The organism is Actinacidiphila paucisporea (assembly GCF_900142575.1).
Lineage (GTDB): Bacteria > Actinomycetota > Actinomycetes > Streptomycetales > Streptomycetaceae > Actinacidiphila > Actinacidiphila paucisporea.
Window position 1 is genome coordinate 24,026 of the sequence record NZ_FRBI01000043.1, and the last position, 15,847, is coordinate 39,872.

General features: G+C 70.8%; 16 protein-coding genes. 14 read left to right on the forward strand and 2 right to left on the reverse strand.

Annotated features, from left to right (window positions below; translation table 11 throughout):
- The first annotated feature begins 15 nt into the window (after nt 1-15).
- The 11 genes from BUE44_RS34015 to BUE44_RS34065 all read left to right on the forward strand — a co-directional run bounded on the left by BUE44_RS34015 (nt 16) and on the right by BUE44_RS34065 (nt 10,038).
- Complete coding sequence (locus BUE44_RS34015) at nt 16-1,347, forward strand: MraY family glycosyltransferase (RefSeq protein ID WP_073502891.1); 1,332 nt, start codon at nt 16-18, stop codon at nt 1,345-1,347.
- A gap of 242 nt (nt 1,348-1,589) precedes the next feature.
- Nucleotides 1,590-2,006, forward strand: coding sequence for a hypothetical protein (locus BUE44_RS34020; protein ID WP_073502892.1), 417 nt, complete (start codon nt 1,590-1,592; stop codon nt 2,004-2,006).
- A gap of 297 nt (nt 2,007-2,303) precedes the next feature.
- Nucleotides 2,304-3,110, forward strand: coding sequence for a F0F1 ATP synthase subunit A (atpB, locus tag BUE44_RS34025; RefSeq protein ID WP_073502893.1), 807 nt, complete (start codon nt 2,304-2,306; stop codon nt 3,108-3,110).
- A 104-nt stretch (nt 3,111-3,214) separates the two neighbouring features.
- Nucleotides 3,215-3,460 carry an ATP synthase F0 subunit C gene (atpE, locus tag BUE44_RS34030; RefSeq protein WP_073502894.1) on the forward strand — a complete coding sequence of 82 codons (246 nt, stop codon included), beginning with the start codon at nt 3,215-3,217 and terminating at the stop codon, nt 3,458-3,460.
- Nucleotides 3,461-3,502: 42 nt separating this feature from the next.
- Nucleotides 3,503-4,072 carry a F0F1 ATP synthase subunit B gene (locus BUE44_RS34035; protein ID WP_073502895.1) on the forward strand — a complete coding sequence of 190 codons (570 nt, stop codon included), beginning with the start codon at nt 3,503-3,505 and terminating at the stop codon, nt 4,070-4,072.
- Nucleotides 4,069-4,884, forward strand: coding sequence for a F0F1 ATP synthase subunit delta (locus BUE44_RS34040; RefSeq protein WP_073502896.1), 816 nt, complete (start codon nt 4,069-4,071; stop codon nt 4,882-4,884). Before BUE44_RS34035 ends, BUE44_RS34040 begins: the two co-directional genes overlap by 4 nt.
- Nucleotides 4,885-4,994: 110 nt before the next feature.
- Nucleotides 4,995-6,566 (forward strand): F0F1 ATP synthase subunit alpha, encoded by a 1,572-nt coding sequence (gene atpA, locus BUE44_RS34045; RefSeq protein ID WP_073502897.1) that lies wholly within the window; start codon nt 4,995-4,997, stop codon nt 6,564-6,566.
- Nucleotides 6,567-6,570: 4 nt separating this feature from the next.
- On the forward strand, nt 6,571-7,494 hold the full coding sequence (locus BUE44_RS34050; protein WP_073502898.1) for a F0F1 ATP synthase subunit gamma: 924 nt from the start codon (nt 6,571-6,573) through the stop codon (nt 7,492-7,494).
- 5 nt (nt 7,495-7,499) lie between these two features.
- A complete protein-coding gene (gene atpD, locus BUE44_RS34055; RefSeq protein WP_073502899.1) occupies nt 7,500-8,939 on the forward strand; it encodes a F0F1 ATP synthase subunit beta in 1,440 nt (479 codons plus the stop codon).
- 111 nt (nt 8,940-9,050) lie between these two features.
- The gene (locus BUE44_RS34060; protein WP_079190335.1) at nt 9,051-9,425 is read left to right on the forward strand and encodes a F0F1 ATP synthase subunit epsilon; all 375 of its coding nucleotides are present in this window, start codon (nt 9,051-9,053) and stop codon (nt 9,423-9,425) included.
- A 166-nt stretch (nt 9,426-9,591) separates the two neighbouring features.
- A complete protein-coding gene (locus BUE44_RS34065; RefSeq protein ID WP_073502908.1) occupies nt 9,592-10,038 on the forward strand; it encodes a DUF2550 domain-containing protein in 447 nt (148 codons plus the stop codon).
- A 24-nt stretch (nt 10,039-10,062) separates the two neighbouring features.
- On the opposite strand, the gene BUE44_RS34070 is transcribed toward BUE44_RS34065, so the two are convergent.
- Nucleotides 10,063-10,635, reverse strand: a complete 573-nt coding sequence (locus BUE44_RS34070; RefSeq protein ID WP_073502901.1) for a cob(I)yrinic acid a,c-diamide adenosyltransferase — start codon at nt 10,633-10,635, stop codon at nt 10,063-10,065.
- Between the two features lie 135 nt (nt 10,636-10,770).
- Between BUE44_RS34070 and BUE44_RS34075 the strand changes: the two genes are divergently transcribed.
- From BUE44_RS34075 to BUE44_RS37270, 3 genes are all read left to right on the forward strand, one after another.
- Nucleotides 10,771-11,619, forward strand: a complete 849-nt coding sequence (locus BUE44_RS34075) for a 3-hydroxyacyl-CoA dehydrogenase family protein (RefSeq protein WP_073502902.1) — start codon at nt 10,771-10,773, stop codon at nt 11,617-11,619.
- A gap of 132 nt (nt 11,620-11,751) precedes the next feature.
- Entirely contained in the window at nt 11,752-12,051 is a 300-nt protein-coding gene (locus tag BUE44_RS34080; protein WP_073502903.1) for an STAS domain-containing protein, read from the forward strand.
- Nucleotides 12,052-12,227: 176 nt separating this feature from the next.
- Nucleotides 12,228-14,957, forward strand: a complete 2,730-nt coding sequence (locus tag BUE44_RS37270; protein WP_143172651.1) for an ATP-binding protein — start codon at nt 12,228-12,230, stop codon at nt 14,955-14,957.
- Between the two features lie 60 nt (nt 14,958-15,017).
- Here BUE44_RS37270 and BUE44_RS34090 read toward each other — a convergent pair.
- A partial coding sequence (locus tag BUE44_RS34090) for a glycoside hydrolase family 11 protein (protein ID WP_073502904.1) occupies nt 15,018-15,847 on the reverse strand: 830 nt, incomplete at its 5' end.

The window sequence follows — 15,847 nt, forward strand, 5'->3', positions numbered from 1 at the left end:
TGTCGGAGGCGGCTCGTGCGCGAGTATCTGCTGACCCTTTTCGTCGCCGCCGCGGTCACGTATCTGCTGACCGGGCCGGTGCGGAAGTTCGCCATCGCCGCCGGCGCGATGCCGCCCATCAGGGCACGTGACGTTCACCGGGAGCCCACCCCGCGGCTCGGCGGCATCGCCATGTTCGGCGGCCTGTGCGCGGGTCTGCTGGTCGCGGCGCACCTGTCGAACATCGGTGACGTCTTCTCGCTGTCCAACGAGCCGCGCGCGCTGCTGTCCGGGGCCGGGCTGATCTGGCTGCTCGGCGTGCTGGACGACAAGTGGGGCGTGGACGCGCTGATCAAGCTCGGCGTGCAGATGATCGCGGCCGGCGTGATGGTGCTGCAGGGCCTCACCATCCTGTGGCTGCCGGTGCCGGGCGTCGGCCCGGTCGCGCTGACCCCGGTCCAGTCGACGCTGCTCACCGTCGCCCTGGTGGTGATCACCATCAACGCGGTGAACTTCGTCGACGGCCTGGACGGCCTCGCGGCCGGCATGGTGTGCATCGCGTCGGTCGCCTTCTTCATGTACGCCTACCGCATGTGGTACGGCTACGGCGTCGAGGCGGCCGCGCCGGCGACGCTGTTCAGCGCGATCCTGATCGGGATGTGCCTGGGCTTCCTGCCGCACAACATCCACCCGGCGCGGATCTTCATGGGCGACTCCGGCTCGATGCTGATCGGCCTGGTGCTCTCCTCCTGCGCGATCTCCATCACCGGGCAGGTCGACCCCGACGCGATCACCTCCTTCACCGGATCGACCCGGCAGACCGTGCACTTCATGGTGCCGGTCTACATGCCGCTGCTGCTGCCGCTGACGATGATCGCCATCCCGGCCGCCGACCTGGTCCTCGCGGTCGTCCGCAGGACCTGGAAGGGCCAGTCGCCCTTCGCCGCCGACCGCGGCCACCTGCACCACCGGCTGCTGGAGATCGGGCACTCGCACAGCCGCGCGGTGCTGATCATGTACTTCTGGTGCGCGCTGTTCGCCTTCGCCGCGGTGGCCTTCTCGGTCAACTCCTCCAGCCTGTGGATCGTGCTGGTGATCGTCTCGCTCAGCGCGGTCGGGCTGGTCGTGCTGCTGCTGCCGCGCTTCAAGCCTGCCGCCCCCGACTGGGCGGAGTCCGTGGTCCCGCCGCGCTACCGGCGCCGCCGCCGGCGGCTGGCCGCGGGAGCGGCCGCCGCGGAGCGCGAGATGCGCTCGCCCGACCACCCGGCTCTGCACGGCTCGACCGCGATCGGTGACCGTTCGCGACTGCCCGACCGCAGGTCGGAGCGGCGATCGGACAGCCGCAGCCCGGTCAAGACCCGCAACTGAGCGCTCGGCCCCCGGACATCTGCGGTAAAACGGGCGGCGTGTCGCGAGCACAGTCCTGTGACAGGCAGCACATGTCCATGGTAAAGACCGCATCAAATACTTTGTGATACCGTTCACGAAAGCAGGGAAGACGCCGATAGACCGGATGAGCGGTCTACCGGCGTGAGGCACACCCTCGCTCCCTGACTACGCTCGTCTCCGACGACATCCGCTTGCCCCAACTCCCGCCGGAGGAGCCGACCATGCAGCAGAACGACGCCCGAATCCTCAAGGGGGCCGCGCTTGTCGCCGCGCCCGTAGGAGTTGTCGCCACCGTCGTCAGCGCCGTACTCGCAGGCGAAAAAGGCCTCGTCGGCGGACTGGTGGCGGTCGCGGTGGTCGCGGTCTTCTTCGCCCTCGGCTCGTACGTGCTGATGACCATGACCGAGGACCGGCCCCAGATCGCCATGGCCGCGGGGATGCTGGTCTACGCCGTGCAGATCCTGATGATCGGCGTCTTCGTCGTCGTCTTCAAGGACACCACGCTCTTCAGCGGCCGCGCCTTCGGCCTGACCCTGCTGGCGACCGCCCTGTCGTGGGTCGGCGGCCAGGTCAAGCAGAGCCTCACCTCGCGGATGCTGTACGTCGACCCGGTCCCCTCCGTACCCCCGGCCGAATGATGCTCAGTGCCAAGGGGCGGGTAAAGAGGCTGCAATTCCATCTGCTATCGTCCGGAAACGCATCTGGACGTGGAGGCCCCTCACGCTTGAGGAAGGTGCTGCCCCCGCGCCCATCGGTGTATTCGGATCCGGGCCGCGGACGCGGCGCGGAGCCCGGGTGCCCGGTCTTCGATGCGGGCTCCCAGCGGACCGTGGCGACTTCGCCACGCCTCGTCCGCCGTGCCGACCAGCGGCCTCACCAGCCGCGCTGACACACAAGGTTGCCGTTACTTATGCGTCACGACGAAGGAGTCACGGGTGAGTGCCCACACGCTGCTCGCTGAGGCTGGATGCCACATCCAGCACGACTGCGCATTCCCCGCTCCGGGCCTCAACTCGTTCGACTTCAAGCCGATCTTCAGCATCGGCAGCTTCGACTTCACCAAGCCGATGCTGCTGGCGATCATCTGCATGCTGCTGGTGGTGGGCTTCTTCTGGGCCGCGTTCAACAAGCCCAAGCTGGTCCCCGGCAAGGTGCAGCTGATCGGTGAGATCGGCTACACGTTCGTGGCCCGCAGCATCGCCCGCGAGGTGATCGGCAAGAAGGGCGACAAGTACGTCCCCTTCCTCGCGTCGATCTTCTTCTTCGTGTGGTTCATGAACATCATGTCGATCATCCCGGCCGCGCAGTTCCCGCCGATGTCGCGGTTCGCGTTCCCGGTCGGCCTGGCCGCGCTGGTGTTCATCACGTACATGTACCTGACGTTCAAGACGCACGGCTTCCGCGGCGGCGTCAAGAACCTGGTGTGGATCGACGGCCTGCCCAAGCCGCTGGTGCCGCTGATCGTGCTGCTGGAGTTCATCCAGAACGTGATCACCCGGCCCTTCACCCTCGCGGTGCGGCTGTGGGCCAACATGTTCGCCGGCCACATGCTCATCGTGATGTTCAGCGTCGCGACCTGGTACCTGCTGACGCCCTCCCTGTTCGCGGCGGTCGCCGGCGGTTCGTTCGCGCTGGCCATCTTCATGACCGCCTTCGAGCTGCTGATCCAGTTCCTCCAGGCGTACATCTTCACGCTGCTCGCCTCGATCTACATCAGCGGCGCGCTCGAAGAGGGTCACTGACCGGCCCCGGCCGGTATCGATGACCTGACCCACCGCAGCACCCCACCACCAGACTTCCGCTGGGAAGCCCCCCAACGGACCGCATCACAAAGGAAGACAGGGAAATGTCTGCCGAGTTCGTCAACCTCGCCGCCGCCACCACCGCCGGCCGCCTTGGCGCGGTCGCCTACGGCCTCGCCGCCATCGGCCCCGGCGTGGGCATCGGTCTGGTCTTCGGCCACTCGATCGAGGCCATGGCCCGCCAGCCCGAGGCCATGCCGATCATCCGCACCAACATGTTCCTCGGCTTCGCGCTCTGCGAGGTCCTCGCGCTGCTCGGCCTGGTCGTCCCCTTCATCTTCCAGAAGTGACCTGGACCCCCGACCAGTAGCCACTCGACGAAAGGTTCAGACATGATGGCCTTCCTTGCGGAGGAGGGGGCGCAGAACCCGCTCATCCCCAACACCGCGGAACTGGTTATCGGCCTGCTCTGCTTCTTCATCGTCTTCGGCCTCCTCGGTAAGAAGCTCCTGCCGAACATCCAGAAGACCCTCGCAGAGCGCCACGACGCGATCGAGGGTGGTCTGGAGCGCGCGGAGAAGGCGCAGGCCGAAGCCAACCGCACGCTTGAGGAGTACAAGGCGCAGCTCGCCGAGGCCCGCCACGAGGCGGCCCGGATCACCGAGCAGGCCCGTGAGCAGGGTGCCGTGATCATCGCGGAGATGCGCGAGGAGGGCCAGCGCCAGCGGGACGCCATCGTCGCCGCGGGTCACGCCCAGATCGAGGCGGACCGCCGGCAGGTGACCGTCACGCTGCGCCAGGAGGTCGGCAGGATCGCCACCGACCTCGCGGGCAAGCTGGTCGGGGAGTCCCTTGAGGACACTGCCCGGCAGAGCCGCACCATCGACCGCTTCCTCGACAGCCTCGACGGCTCCGCGGACGCCGGCGCCGGCAACGGGGCGGGCGCCGGGGCGGCCCGATGAACGGCGCGAGCCGTGACGCGCTGGCCGCCGCCAGGGAACGGCTGGACGCGCTGACCGACAACGCGTCGGTGGACGCGACCCGGCTGGCCGACGAGCTGGCTGCGGTGACCGCGCTGCTGAACCGCGAGTCGACGCTGCGCCGCGCCCTGACCGACCCGGCGCAGTCCGGTGAGGCCAAGGCGGCGCTCGCCCAGCGCCTGCTGGGCGGCCAGCTCGGAGCGGACAGCGTCGACCTGGTCAGCGGGATGGTACGGGCCCGCTGGTCGCGGTCCCGCGACCTGGTGGACGCGCTGGAGGAGCTGGCGGACACCGCCGACCTCACCGCCGCGCAGCAGGACGGCACGCTCGACGAGGTCGAGGACGAGCTGTTCCGCTTCGGCCGGATCGCCTCGGGCAGCGGCGAGCTGCGGGCCGCGCTCAGCGGCCGGGCCGGGGACGGCGCCGGCAAGGCCGCGCTGCTGCACACGCTGCTCGGCGGCCGCGCCAAACCGGTCACGGAACGGCTGGTCACCCGGCTGGTCACCGCGCCGCGAGGACGTAGCCTTGAGGGCGGGATCGAATCCCTGTCCAAGCTGGCCGCGGCCCGCCGCGGCCGGACGGTCGCAGAGGTGGTCTCGGCGACCCCGCTGAGCGAGGCGCAGAAGCGTCGGCTCGGGGACGCCCTGGCCAGGATCTACGGCCGGCCGGTGCATCTGAACCTGGACGTGGACCCCGCGGTCCTCGGCGGGGTCCGGGTGCGGATCGGTGACGAGGTCATCAACGGCTCGATCGCGGACCGCCTCGATGAGGCGTCCCGCAGGATGGCCGGCTGACGGCTCCGCCGGCGGCACACAGCAGCACCAAAGACAAGCACTGACGGCCCGCGTTGGGCCGACGCCCCCAAAGAAGACTTCGGGCCCAACAAGGAGAGCAGGGAACCCAGATGGCGGAGCTCACGATCCGGCCGGAGGAGATCCGGGACGCGCTGGAGACGTTTGTCCAGTCGTACCAGCCGGACGCGGCCTCGCGCGAGGAGGTCGGGACGGTCAGCGTTGCCGGAGACGGCATCGCGAAGGTCGAGGGACTGCCCTCGGCAATGGCGAACGAACTGCTGCGGTTCGAGGACGGCACCCTCGGTCTCGCGCTGAACCTGGAAGAGCGCGAGATCGGCGCGATCGTCCTGGGCGAGTTCAACGGCATCGAAGAGGGCCAGCCGGTGCACCGCACCGGTGAGGTGCTGTCGGTGGCGGTCGGCGAGGGCTACCTGGGCCGGGTCGTCGACCCGCTCGGCACCCCGATCGACGGCCTCGGCGAGATCGAGACCGACGCCCGCCGCGCGCTGGAGCTGCAGGCCCCCACGGTCATGCAGCGCAAGTCGGTGCACGAGCCGATGCAGACCGGCCTGAAGGCCGTCGACGCGATGACCCCGATCGGCCGCGGCCAGCGCCAGCTGATCATCGGCGACCGCCAGACCGGCAAGTCCGCCCTGGCGATCGACACGATCATCAACCAGCGCGACAACTGGCGCAGCGGCGACCCGGAGAAGCAGGTCCGCTGCATCTACGTCGCCATCGGCCAGAAGGGCTCCACCATCGCCGGCGTGCGCGCCGCGCTGGAGGAGGCCGGTGCGCTGGAGTACACGACCATCGTCGCCGCCCCGGCGTCCGACCCGGCCGGCTTCAAGTACCTGGCTCCCTACACCGGCTCGGCCATCGGCCAGCACTGGATGTACCAGGGCAAGCACGTCCTGATCGTCTTCGACGACCTGAGCAAGCAGGCCGACGCCTACCGCGCCGTCTCGCTGCTGCTGCGCCGCCCGCCGGGCCGCGAGGCCTACCCCGGCGACGTCTTCTACCTGCACTCCCGCCTGCTGGAGCGCTGCGCCAAGCTCTCCGACGACCTCGGTGCCGGCTCCATGACCGGTCTGCCGATCGTGGAGACCAAGGCCAACGACGTGTCGGCGTTCATCCCGACCAACGTCATCTCCATCACCGACGGCCAGTGCTTCCTGGAGTCCGACCTCTTCAACGCCGGCCAGCGCCCCGCGCTGAACGTCGGTATCTCGGTCTCCCGGGTCGGCGGTTCCGCGCAGATCAAGGCCATGAAGAGCGTCGCCGGCCGGCTGCGGGTGGACCTCGCCCAGTTCCGCGAGCTGGAGGCCTTCGCGGCCTTCGGCTCCGACCTGGACGCGGCCTCCAAGGCGCAGCTGGAGCGCGGCCAGCGGATGGTCGAGCTGCTCAAGCAGGGCCAGTACGCGCCGTTCGCGATCGAGGACCAGGTCGTCTCCATCTGGGCCGGCACCACCGGCCAGCTGGACGACGTACCCGTCGAGGACGTCCGCCGCTTCGAGCGGGAGCTGCTGGACTACCTGCACCGCGAGCACAAGTCGCTGCTCACCGGGATCGTCGAGACGGGCAAGCTGGAGGAGGGCACGATCGACGCGCTGACCTCCGCGGTCGCGGCCTTCAAGAAGCAGTTCGAGACGTCCTCGGGCACGCTGCTGGTCGAGGGCTGATCGCATGGGTGCACAGATTCGGGTCTACAAGCGCCGGATCAAGACCATCACCGCCACGAAGAAGATCACCAAGGCGATGGAGATGATCGCCGCCTCGCGCATCGTCAAGGCGCAGCGCCAGGTGGCGGCCTCGTCCCCGTACGCCGACGAACTGACCCGTGCGGTCACGGCGGTCGCGACCGGCTCCAACACCAAGCACCCGCTGACCACCGAGGCCGAGAACCCGACCCGCGCCGCGGTCCTGCTCATCACGAGCGACCGCGGCCTGGCCGGCGGCTACTCGTCCAACGCGATCAAGGCGGCCGACCGGCTCACCGAGCGGCTGCGCGCGGAGGGCAAGGAGGTCGACAGCTACATCGTCGGCCGCAAGGGCCTGGCGTACTACGGCTTCCGTGAGCGCACGGTCGCGCAGTCCTGGACCGGCTTCTCGGACAGCCCGAAGTACGCCGACGCCAAGGCGGTGGCCACACCGCTGATCGAGTCGGTGCTCGCGGACTCGGCCGAGGGCGGCGTGGACGAGCTGCACATCGTCTTCACCGAGTTCGTGTCGATGATGACGCAGAGCCCGGTCGACCGGCGGCTGCTGCCGCTGGCGATCTCGGACAAGGCAGCCGGTGGCGAAGGGGAGTCCAAGCAGCCCCAGGCCAAGCCGCTGTACGAGTTCGAGCCGTCCGCGGAGGGCGTGCTGGACGCGCTGCTGCCGCGGTACGTCGAGAGCCGCATCTACAACGCCCTGCTGCAGGCCGCCGCCTCCGAGCACGCGGCCCGCCGCCGGGCGATGAAGTCGGCGACCGACAACGCGGAAGATCTGATCAAGTCGCTCACGCGGCTTGCCAACGCGGCCCGACAGGCCGACATCACCCAGGAAATCAGCGAGATCGTCGGCGGTGCCAGCGCCCTGGCCGACGCGAACGCGGGGAGTGACTGACCACTATGACCACCACTGTTGAAACCACCGCCACCGGCCGGGTGGCGCGGGTCATCGGCCCGGTCGTCGACGTGGAGTTCCCCGTCGACGCCATGCCGGAGATCTACAACGCGCTCAAGGTCGACGTCGCCGACCCGACCCAGGCCGGCGCCACCAAGACGCTGACCCTGGAGGTCGCGCAGCACCTCGGCGACGGCCTGGTCCGCGCCATCTCGATGCAGCCCACCGACGGCCTGGTCCGCCAGTCGCCGGTCACCGACACCGGCAACGGCATCACCGTGCCCGTCGGCGACGTCACCAAGGGCCGCGTCTTCAACACCCTCGGCGCGATCCTGAACGAGCCGGAGGCCGAGTCCGAGGTCACCGAGCGCTGGCCGATCCACCGCAAGGCCCCGGCCTTCGACCAGCTCGAGTCCAAGACCGAGATGTTCGAGACCGGCCTGAAGGTCGTCGACCTGCTGACCCCGTACGTCAAGGGCGGCAAGATCGGCCTGTTCGGCGGCGCGGGCGTCGGCAAGACCGTGCTGATCCAGGAAATGATCATGCGTGTGGCGAAGCTGCACGAGGGCGTCTCCGTCTTCGCCGGCGTCGGCGAGCGCACCCGTGAGGGCAACGACCTCATCGCGGAGATGGCCGAGTCCGGCGTGCTCCCGCAGACCGCGCTGGTCTTCGGTCAGATGGACGAGCCGCCGGGCACCCGGCTGCGGGTCGCGCTGGCCGGCCTGACCATGGCGGAGTACTTCCGCGATGTGCAGAACCAGGACGTGCTGTTCTTCATCGACAACATCTTCCGGTTCACCCAGGCGGGCTCCGAGGTCTCCACGCTGCTCGGCCGGATGCCCTCCGCGGTGGGCTACCAGCCGAACCTGGCCGACGAGATGGGCCAGCTGCAGGAGCGGATCACCTCGACCCGCGGTCACTCGATCACCTCGATGCAGGCGATCTACGTCCCCGCGGACGACCTGACCGACCCGGCGCCGGCCACCACCTTCGCCCACCTCGACGCGACGACCGTGCTCTCGCGGCCGATCTCGGAGAAGGGCATCTACCCCGCGGTGGACCCGCTGGACTCCACGTCCCGCATCCTGGACCCGCGCTACATCTCGCAGGACCACTACGACTGCGCCATGCGCGTCAAGGGCATCCTGCAGAAGTACAAGGACCTCCAGGACATCATCTCCATCCTCGGCATCGACGAGCTGGGCGAAGAGGACAAGCTCACCGTCTTCCGCGCCCGCCGCATCGAGCGCTTCCTGTCGCAGAACACCCACGCGGCGAAGCAGTTCACCGGTGTGGACGGCTCGGACGTGTCGCTGGAGGAGTCGGTGGCGGCCTTCAACGCCATCGCGGACGGCGAGTACGACCACTTCCCGGAGCAGGCCTTCTTCATGTGCGGTGGCCTGGACGACCTCAAGGCGAACGCCGCCAAGCTCGGCGTCAACTGACCCGCGGTCGTGGCGTGAGGGGGGCAGGCGGTCTCTGCCCCCCTCACGCAGCCCCTATTCTTTGTCTTACGCACCTCCCTCACCCGGTGGGTGCCGACCCGAGGAGCCGTCTTGGCCGAAATTCACGTCGAGGTGGTGGCCGCGGACCGCAGCATCTGGTCCGGGGAGGCCGCCATGGTCATCGCCCGCACCATGTCCGGTGACATCGGCATCATGCCGTCGCACGAGCCGGTGCTCGGAGTGCTGCAGTCGGGCCCGGTGACGGTCCGCACCAGCGAGGGCGGCACCGTGGTCGTCGCCGTGCACGGCGGCTTCCTCTCCTTCGCGGACAACAAGCTCTCGATTCTCGCCGAGATCGCCGAGCTGGCCGAGGAGATCGACGTCGCACGGGCCGAGCGGGCGCTGGAGCGCTCCAGGTCCGAGTCCGACGCGGGGGCCGAGCGCCGCGCGGAGGTCCGGCTCGCCGCCGCGGCGGGCGCGCACTGAACCACCACCGGCGGAGCGCCGTCCAGGACGGCGCCCCCGCTGGAGCAGCACAACGGTGCCGCGGGCTGCCCTCAGGGGCGGTCCGCGGCACCGGCACAGCAAGGGCAGCACACACAGGGCGCGTGGCGCGGGCGGCGATGAGCCCCAGGAGAGGAGAGCGGTGGACGTGATCCTCTCGGTCGAGGCGATCGGCGCGGTCGTGGGTGCGATCCTGCTGGCGCTGTTCGTCCTGGGCCTGCGCCGCCGGCTGATCCAGCGCTCGGGCGGCACCTTCGACTGCAGCCTGCGGGTGGCCCTGCCGGCGGACGCCGAACCCACCGGCAAGGGCTGGGTCTACGGGGTGGCCCGCTACAACGGCGACCGCGTCGAGTGGTTCCGGGTCTTCTCCTACGCCTTCCGGCCGCGCCGGGTGCTGGAGCGCCCCTCCATCGAGGTCGAGGGCCGCAGGGAGCCGCGCGGCTCCGAGGAGCTGGCGCTGCTGTCCGACGCGGTCGTGCTGACCTGCGAGCACCGCGGCCTGCGCCTCGAACTGGCGATGAGCGACGACGCGCTGACCGGTTTCCTCGCCTGGCTGGAGGCGGCCCCGCCCGGCCAGCGGGTCAACGTGGCCTGAGCGGGTCCCTTCGGCCGGCGCGGGTCAGCGGTTCTCGCCCGGCACCCACAGCACGTCGCCGCGTTCCTTGTTCGCGGTCCTGGCCAGGATGAACAGCAGGTCCGAGAGCCGGTTCAGATAGGTCGCGGTCAGCGGGTTCATCACTTCGCCGTGCTCGGCCAGCGCCGCCCACGTGGACCGCTCCGCGCGGCGCACGACCGTACAGGCCTGGTGCAGCAGCGCCGCGCCCGGCGTGCCGCCGGGCAGGATGAAGCTGCGGAGCTTGTCCAGGTCGGCCAGGAAGGCGTCGCAGTCGGCCTCCAGGCGGTCCACGTAGGACTGCTCGACCCGCAGCGGCGGATACTTCGGGTCCGGCGCCACGGGGGTGGCCAGGTCGGCGCCCACGTCGAACAGGTCGTTCTGGACGCGGATCAGAACGGCCGTCACCTCCTCGGCCAGTCCGCCGAGTGCCAGGGCGGTGCCGATGACGGCGTTCGCCTCGTTGGCGTCGGCGTACGCGGCGATCCGGGTGTCGGTCTTGGGCGTACGGCTCATGTCGCCGAGCGCGGTCGTACCGTCGTCGCCGGTGCGGGTGTAGATGCGGGTGAGATTGACCATGAGGCCGAGCGTAGGGCCTGCGCGGGCGGCCCGTTGCGACCAAGGACACACGGTGACGCGCCCGACATCATGCTGCGCCGGGCCCCGAACCGGCGCTAGGGTCCGGCCAGATACCCCAACGGAGAGGTGTGTGCCGTGGCGAAGAAGCTCGCCGTCGTAGGAGCCGGACTGATGGGCTCGGGCATCGCGCAGGTGGCGGCCCAGGCCGGCTACGAGGTGGTCCTGCGGGACGTCACCGACGAGGCGCTGGCCCGCGGCACCGACGGCATCAAGGCCTCCTACGACCGCTTCGTCGCCAAGGGCGCCCTCGAAGCGGCCGACGCGGCGGCGGCGTTGGCCAGGATCAGCACCACCACCGACCTCGAAGCCGTCGCGGACGCCGACCTGGTGGTCGAGGCGGTCTTCGAGAAGATCGAGGTCAAGCAGGACATCTTCCGCACCCTGGACCGGATCACCGGCCCCGGCACGGTGCTGGCGTCCAACACCTCCGCGATCCCGATCACCAAGATCGCCGCGGCCACCGAGCACCCCGAACGGGTGGTCGGCACGCACTTCTTCTCGCCGGTGCCGATGATGCGGCTGTGCGAGTTGGTCCGCGGCTACAAGACCAGCGACGACACGCTGGCCCGCGCCCGGGAGTTCGCCGAGAGCGTCGGCAAGACCTGTGTCGTCGTCAACCGGGACGTGGCCGGCTTCGTCACCACCCGGCTGATCTCCGCGCTGGTCGTGGAGGCCGTCAAGCTCTACGAGTCCGGCGTCGCCTCCGCCGAGGACATCGACACCGCCTGCAAGCTGGGCTTCGGCCACGCGATGGGCCCGCTGGCCACCACCGACCTCACCGGCGTGGACATCCTGCTGCACGCCACCGGCAACATCTACGCCGAATCGCAGGACGAGAAGTTCGCCCCGCCGGAGATCATGCGGCGGATGGTGGACGCGGGAGATCTGGGCCGTAAGAGCGGCCAGGGGTTCTACCCGTACTAAGCAACGTCACTCACAGGAGTGAATTCGGTATCGGTTCGCTCACAGACGGCAACTTCTCTTTGCGACAGACCGTCAGTTGTGTGAAGACATACGGACGGGTGCCGCAATTCTTCGGGAGCTTCGGGAGCGACTATGCATATCAGGGGCGACCATGCCGAGCTGGTCGTCGGGGGCCGCCTCGACGTCCGCAGCGCGGCGGACGCCCGTACGGCCCTGCACACCGCGGTCGATGCCGGCCGCGGCGACCTCGTACTCGACCTGACCGAGCTGGACTCGTGGGACGCGACCGGCCTCGGCGTCATCATGGGCGCCCACCGCAGGGCCGGCCGGGCCAACCGCCGGCTGGTGCTGCGCAACGTGCCGCCGCAGATGCAGCGGCTGCTGGTCGCCACCAGGCTGCACCGCATCCTCGCGATCGAGGCCGAAAGGTGACGTAAGGGCTGCCCGGCCCCCCTGCGCTTCTTAGAAACGCCGCGAGCCCTTAGAGTTTGGTCTCGGATTGCCCGCAGGCGTGCTACCCCGTACGCCGGACCAGGGGAATCGGGCCGGCACGGCACGTGCGGCGGCCCGGCTGCGCCCCTGACGTGACGCACATGAGGGCGTAGGACATGGACCAGCACAACGGCGAGCCCGGCGAGCGGCCAGGGCAGGACGAGGCCTTCGACGCGTTCGGCGTCAGGAGCGGCGGGGCCGGCGGCGGCGCCGACCGGGGCGCGCTGGTGCCGTACGAGCCACCGCAGGCGGAGGCCCCGGCCGACCCCACCGCCTTCGACGGCCTGCGCCCGGTCGAGCCCTCGCTCTTCGACGCGGCCGCCCCGCTGCCCAAGGCCGTCCGCCCGGCCCGCGAACCGCTGGAGCTGACCGCGGGCACCGCCACCCCCGGCGGCGGCAGCGTACGGGTGCGGCGGATCGTCACCCCCGACTACCTGCTGACCGTCAATCCGGTCGACGGCACCGAGGTCACCGTGTGCCCGCCCGAGGAGCGCAGGACCCCGGTGCCGCGCACCCCCGAGGAGCGCGCCGCCCACCTCGCGGCCCGCCGCCCCTCCCCGCCGCCGGGACCGCCCGCCCCCGAACTGCCGCTGCTGGAGCGCGACGAGGAGCGCGAGCGGCTGATCCGGCTGCTGGCCCGCGGCCGGTCGGTACGCGTCACGGGGCCGTCGGGGGCCGGCCGCACCGCCCTGCTGGAGTCCGTCGCCAATGCCTGCGCCGACCTCGCACCCGACGGTGTGCTGTGGCTGTCCGGCTACCGCCGCACCGTCGGCGACGTCCTGCAGGCCCTCTACAGCACCGTCTACGCCGGCGACGACTACCGCCCAAGCCGGACCGAACTCCCCGGGCTGCTGCGGGAGACCGGCGCCGTCGTCGTGGTGGACGACCTGGAATTCGGCGGCGCCGCCCTGGAGGAGCTGCTCGCCGCGGCCCCCGAGTGCGCATTCCTGCTGGCCGCGACCCCGGATGTCGCCGCGCCGCCCGCCGACGCCCTGGTCGAGGAGGTCTTCCTCGCCGGCCTCAGCCGGGTCGCCTGCGTCGACCTGCTCACCCTGGCCGCCGGGCGGCCACTCGAAGAGGACGAGACCGCCTGGGCGGCCGACCTGTGGTTCGAGTCGGAGGGCCTGCCGCTGCGCTTCGTCCAGGCCGGCGCCCTGCTGCGGCAGCGGGACGCGCTGCGCTTCCCGCCCGAGCCCGACTGGGACGACTCGGTGTGGGAGAACGGCACCCCGGCCCTGCCCGCCGCCCCCGCGCCCGCCGGCGACCTGATACCCGACCTGACCGGCTTCGACGGCCCCGCGGCACCCGACCCCTCGGCGCCGCTGGAGATACCGCCGGTCACGCCGCCCGCCCCCCGGGTGCCCGCCGCCGACGTGCCGCTGCCGTCGCTCGCGGAGAGCGCCGCCCCCGCCGACCTGCTCGCCTCCCGGCTCAGCGAGTCCGCCCGCGAAGCCCTCGCCTTCGCCGTGGCCCTCGACGGCGAGTGTCCGCACCCCTCGCACCTGCCCGCACTCGTCGGTGACACCCACGGGGACGCGGCCCTCGGCGAGATGACCGCGGTCGGCCTGGCCGTCCCGGTCGCCGCCCACTACCGGCTCGCCGCCGGCGTCACCCAGCAGCTCGCCGCCGCCTTCGCCGCCGAGGGCGAGCTGAGCGAGGTCCAGGCGCACACCGCCGCCCTGCACTACGCCTGGTGGACAGGCCACCCCTCGGTCACCGCGGCCCGCGCCGCCGCCGAGTCCGAGGCGATCATCGCCGCCATGTCCGCCTGCCGCGACAACGGCAACCCGAGCGCCGCGGTCCTGCTGGCCCGCACGGTGGCCCCCGTCTTCGCCGCCGCCCTGCACTGGGGCGCCTGGGAGCGCACGCTGCGGATCGGTCAGGAGGCCGCGCGACTGTCCGGCGAGGTCGCGGAAGAGGCCTACTTCCACCACGAGTTGGGCGTACTGGCGCTCTGCAACGGCACGATGGACCGGGCCAGGGCGGAACTCGAGGCCTCCATCGCGCTGCGCGGCGCCCTCGCCGACCGGCAGGGCACCGTCGTCGGCCGCCGTACGCTGGCGCTGGTCGTCGACGCGGAGCCCGCGGCCCCGCTCGAACTCCTCCCGGCCGCCGCCGACAACGAGCCGCCCACCGTCGTCCACCCCCCGCTGGCGGTCATCCACCACCGCGCCCCGTCCCACGCGGCGCACGCGACCGGCCCGAAGCGGCTTGCCGTGGTCGGCACCCGCCGCAACCTCGTCGCCGTAGGCACCGGCGTCCTGCTGGCCGCGGTCCTGGGCACGATCGTCACCCTGGGCGCGACCTCCGGCTCCGGCGACGACTCCCACCAGAAGAACCAGGTCAAGCCGCTGGAGTCCGCCCAGGAGGAAGCCCCGGACGACTCCGCCACGACCGCCCCCGGCACGACCGCCCCGACCTCGACACCGTCGTCGGCGACCACGTCGCCGTCCGCGACGGGGAGGACGAGCACGCCGTCCACGTCGACAGGGGGGACGTCGGGGGGGACGCAGGGCGGTACTTCCTCGACGCCGCCGCCGAACTCCGGTCCGCCGCACCACTCCACCGGCGGTGGCTCGACGACCGGCGGTACGTCGTCCGGTGGCTCGACGACCGGCGGTACGTCGTCCGGTGGCTCGACGACCGGCGGTACGTCGTCCGGTGGCTCGACGACCGGCGGTACGTCGTCCACCGGTGGTGGCAGCACGGCTGGTGGTTCGACCGGCGGTCCGACGGGCGGGACCACTACCGGCACAACCGGCGGCCCGACGGGTGGCACCACCGGTGACCCGTCGGGTACTCCGACGGACACGCCGACCACCACACCGTCGACCCCGGGACCATGAGGCACGCCCCGGCGCGACGGCCGAGGCCGCCGCGCCGGGGGCGCCGGGTCCTGCGGAGGGTCAGCCGGCCTGGCAGGAGAAGGTGGGCCAGTTCGTGTGCCCGTTCTTCTGGATCGTCAGACCCCAGTTGTTGCCGCTGCCGTTGGGGCGGGCGACGAGCACGTACTGGCTGGGGTAGCTGGCGCTGATGTTCCAGGTGGACATGACCACCTCGGGCGATGGCACGTTCACCGTCACGGTCCAGTTGCTGGAGCCGGTGACGGCGACGTTGAGGTTGTAGCGGTCGCTCCACTGGTCTGCGGCCGTCACGTTCGCCGTGCAGCTGCCGCCACCGCCGCCGGTGGTGCCGCCGGTCGTTCCACCGGTGGTCCCGCCGGTGGTTCCACCCGTGCTGCCGCCGCCGCCGGAACCCACGGTGATGTTGGAGCTACCGGAGGACCCGTAGCCCTCGGTGGCCAGGATCTCGTAGTTCGGGGTGCCGAGGTTCAGGCCCGCCTGCGCCCACGCGTTGAAGAAGTTGGCCACGGTGATGGTGCCGCCGGTGCGCTTCGCCTGGCGGACCGCCCAGTACTGGTAGAACGTCGCGGTGCCCTGGATGGAGGGCTGGTTGACGCGCTGCGTCCGGTACAGGTCGTACGTGCTGCCGTCGCTGTTGACGGAGCCCAGCCTGGAGGTGCCGGAACTCGGGTTGTAGTTGCCGTAGTTGTCGACGATGTAGTACTCGATGAGCGGGTTCGTGGTCCAGCCGTACAGCGACAGGTAGCAGTTGCCGTTGCAGTTCCACGAGCCCGAGTAGGTCACGGGGGCGGTCGTGCCCGGGTTCCAGCCCTTGCCGGCAACGAAGTTGGTCACGTTGTTCCACGTGGTGCTGTACTGGCCGCCGGAGCCCA

Bases quoted from the DNA above. Each gene is read 5' to 3' on its own strand.
- BUE44_RS34020 (WP_073502892.1), top strand. From the start codon at position 1,590: ATGCAGCAGAACGACGCCCGAATCCTCAAGGGGGCCGCGCTTGTCGCC.
- atpE (WP_073502894.1), top strand. From the start codon at position 3,215: ATGTCTGCCGAGTTCGTCAACCTCGCCGCCGCCACCACCGCCGGCCGC.
- BUE44_RS34035 (WP_073502895.1), top strand. From the start codon at position 3,503: ATGATGGCCTTCCTTGCGGAGGAGGGGGCGCAGAACCCGCTCATCCCC.
- BUE44_RS34040 (WP_073502896.1), top strand. From the start codon at position 4,069: ATGAACGGCGCGAGCCGTGACGCGCTGGCCGCCGCCAGGGAACGGCTG.
- atpA (WP_073502897.1), top strand. From the start codon at position 4,995: ATGGCGGAGCTCACGATCCGGCCGGAGGAGATCCGGGACGCGCTGGAG.
- BUE44_RS34050 (WP_073502898.1), top strand. From the start codon at position 6,571: ATGGGTGCACAGATTCGGGTCTACAAGCGCCGGATCAAGACCATCACC.
- atpD (WP_073502899.1), top strand. From the start codon at position 7,500: ATGACCACCACTGTTGAAACCACCGCCACCGGCCGGGTGGCGCGGGTC.
- BUE44_RS34070 (WP_073502901.1), bottom strand. From the start codon at position 10,635: ATGGTCAATCTCACCCGCATCTACACCCGCACCGGCGACGACGGTACG.
- BUE44_RS34080 (WP_073502903.1), top strand. From the start codon at position 11,752: ATGCATATCAGGGGCGACCATGCCGAGCTGGTCGTCGGGGGCCGCCTC.
- BUE44_RS37270 (WP_143172651.1), top strand. From the start codon at position 12,228: ATGGACCAGCACAACGGCGAGCCCGGCGAGCGGCCAGGGCAGGACGAG.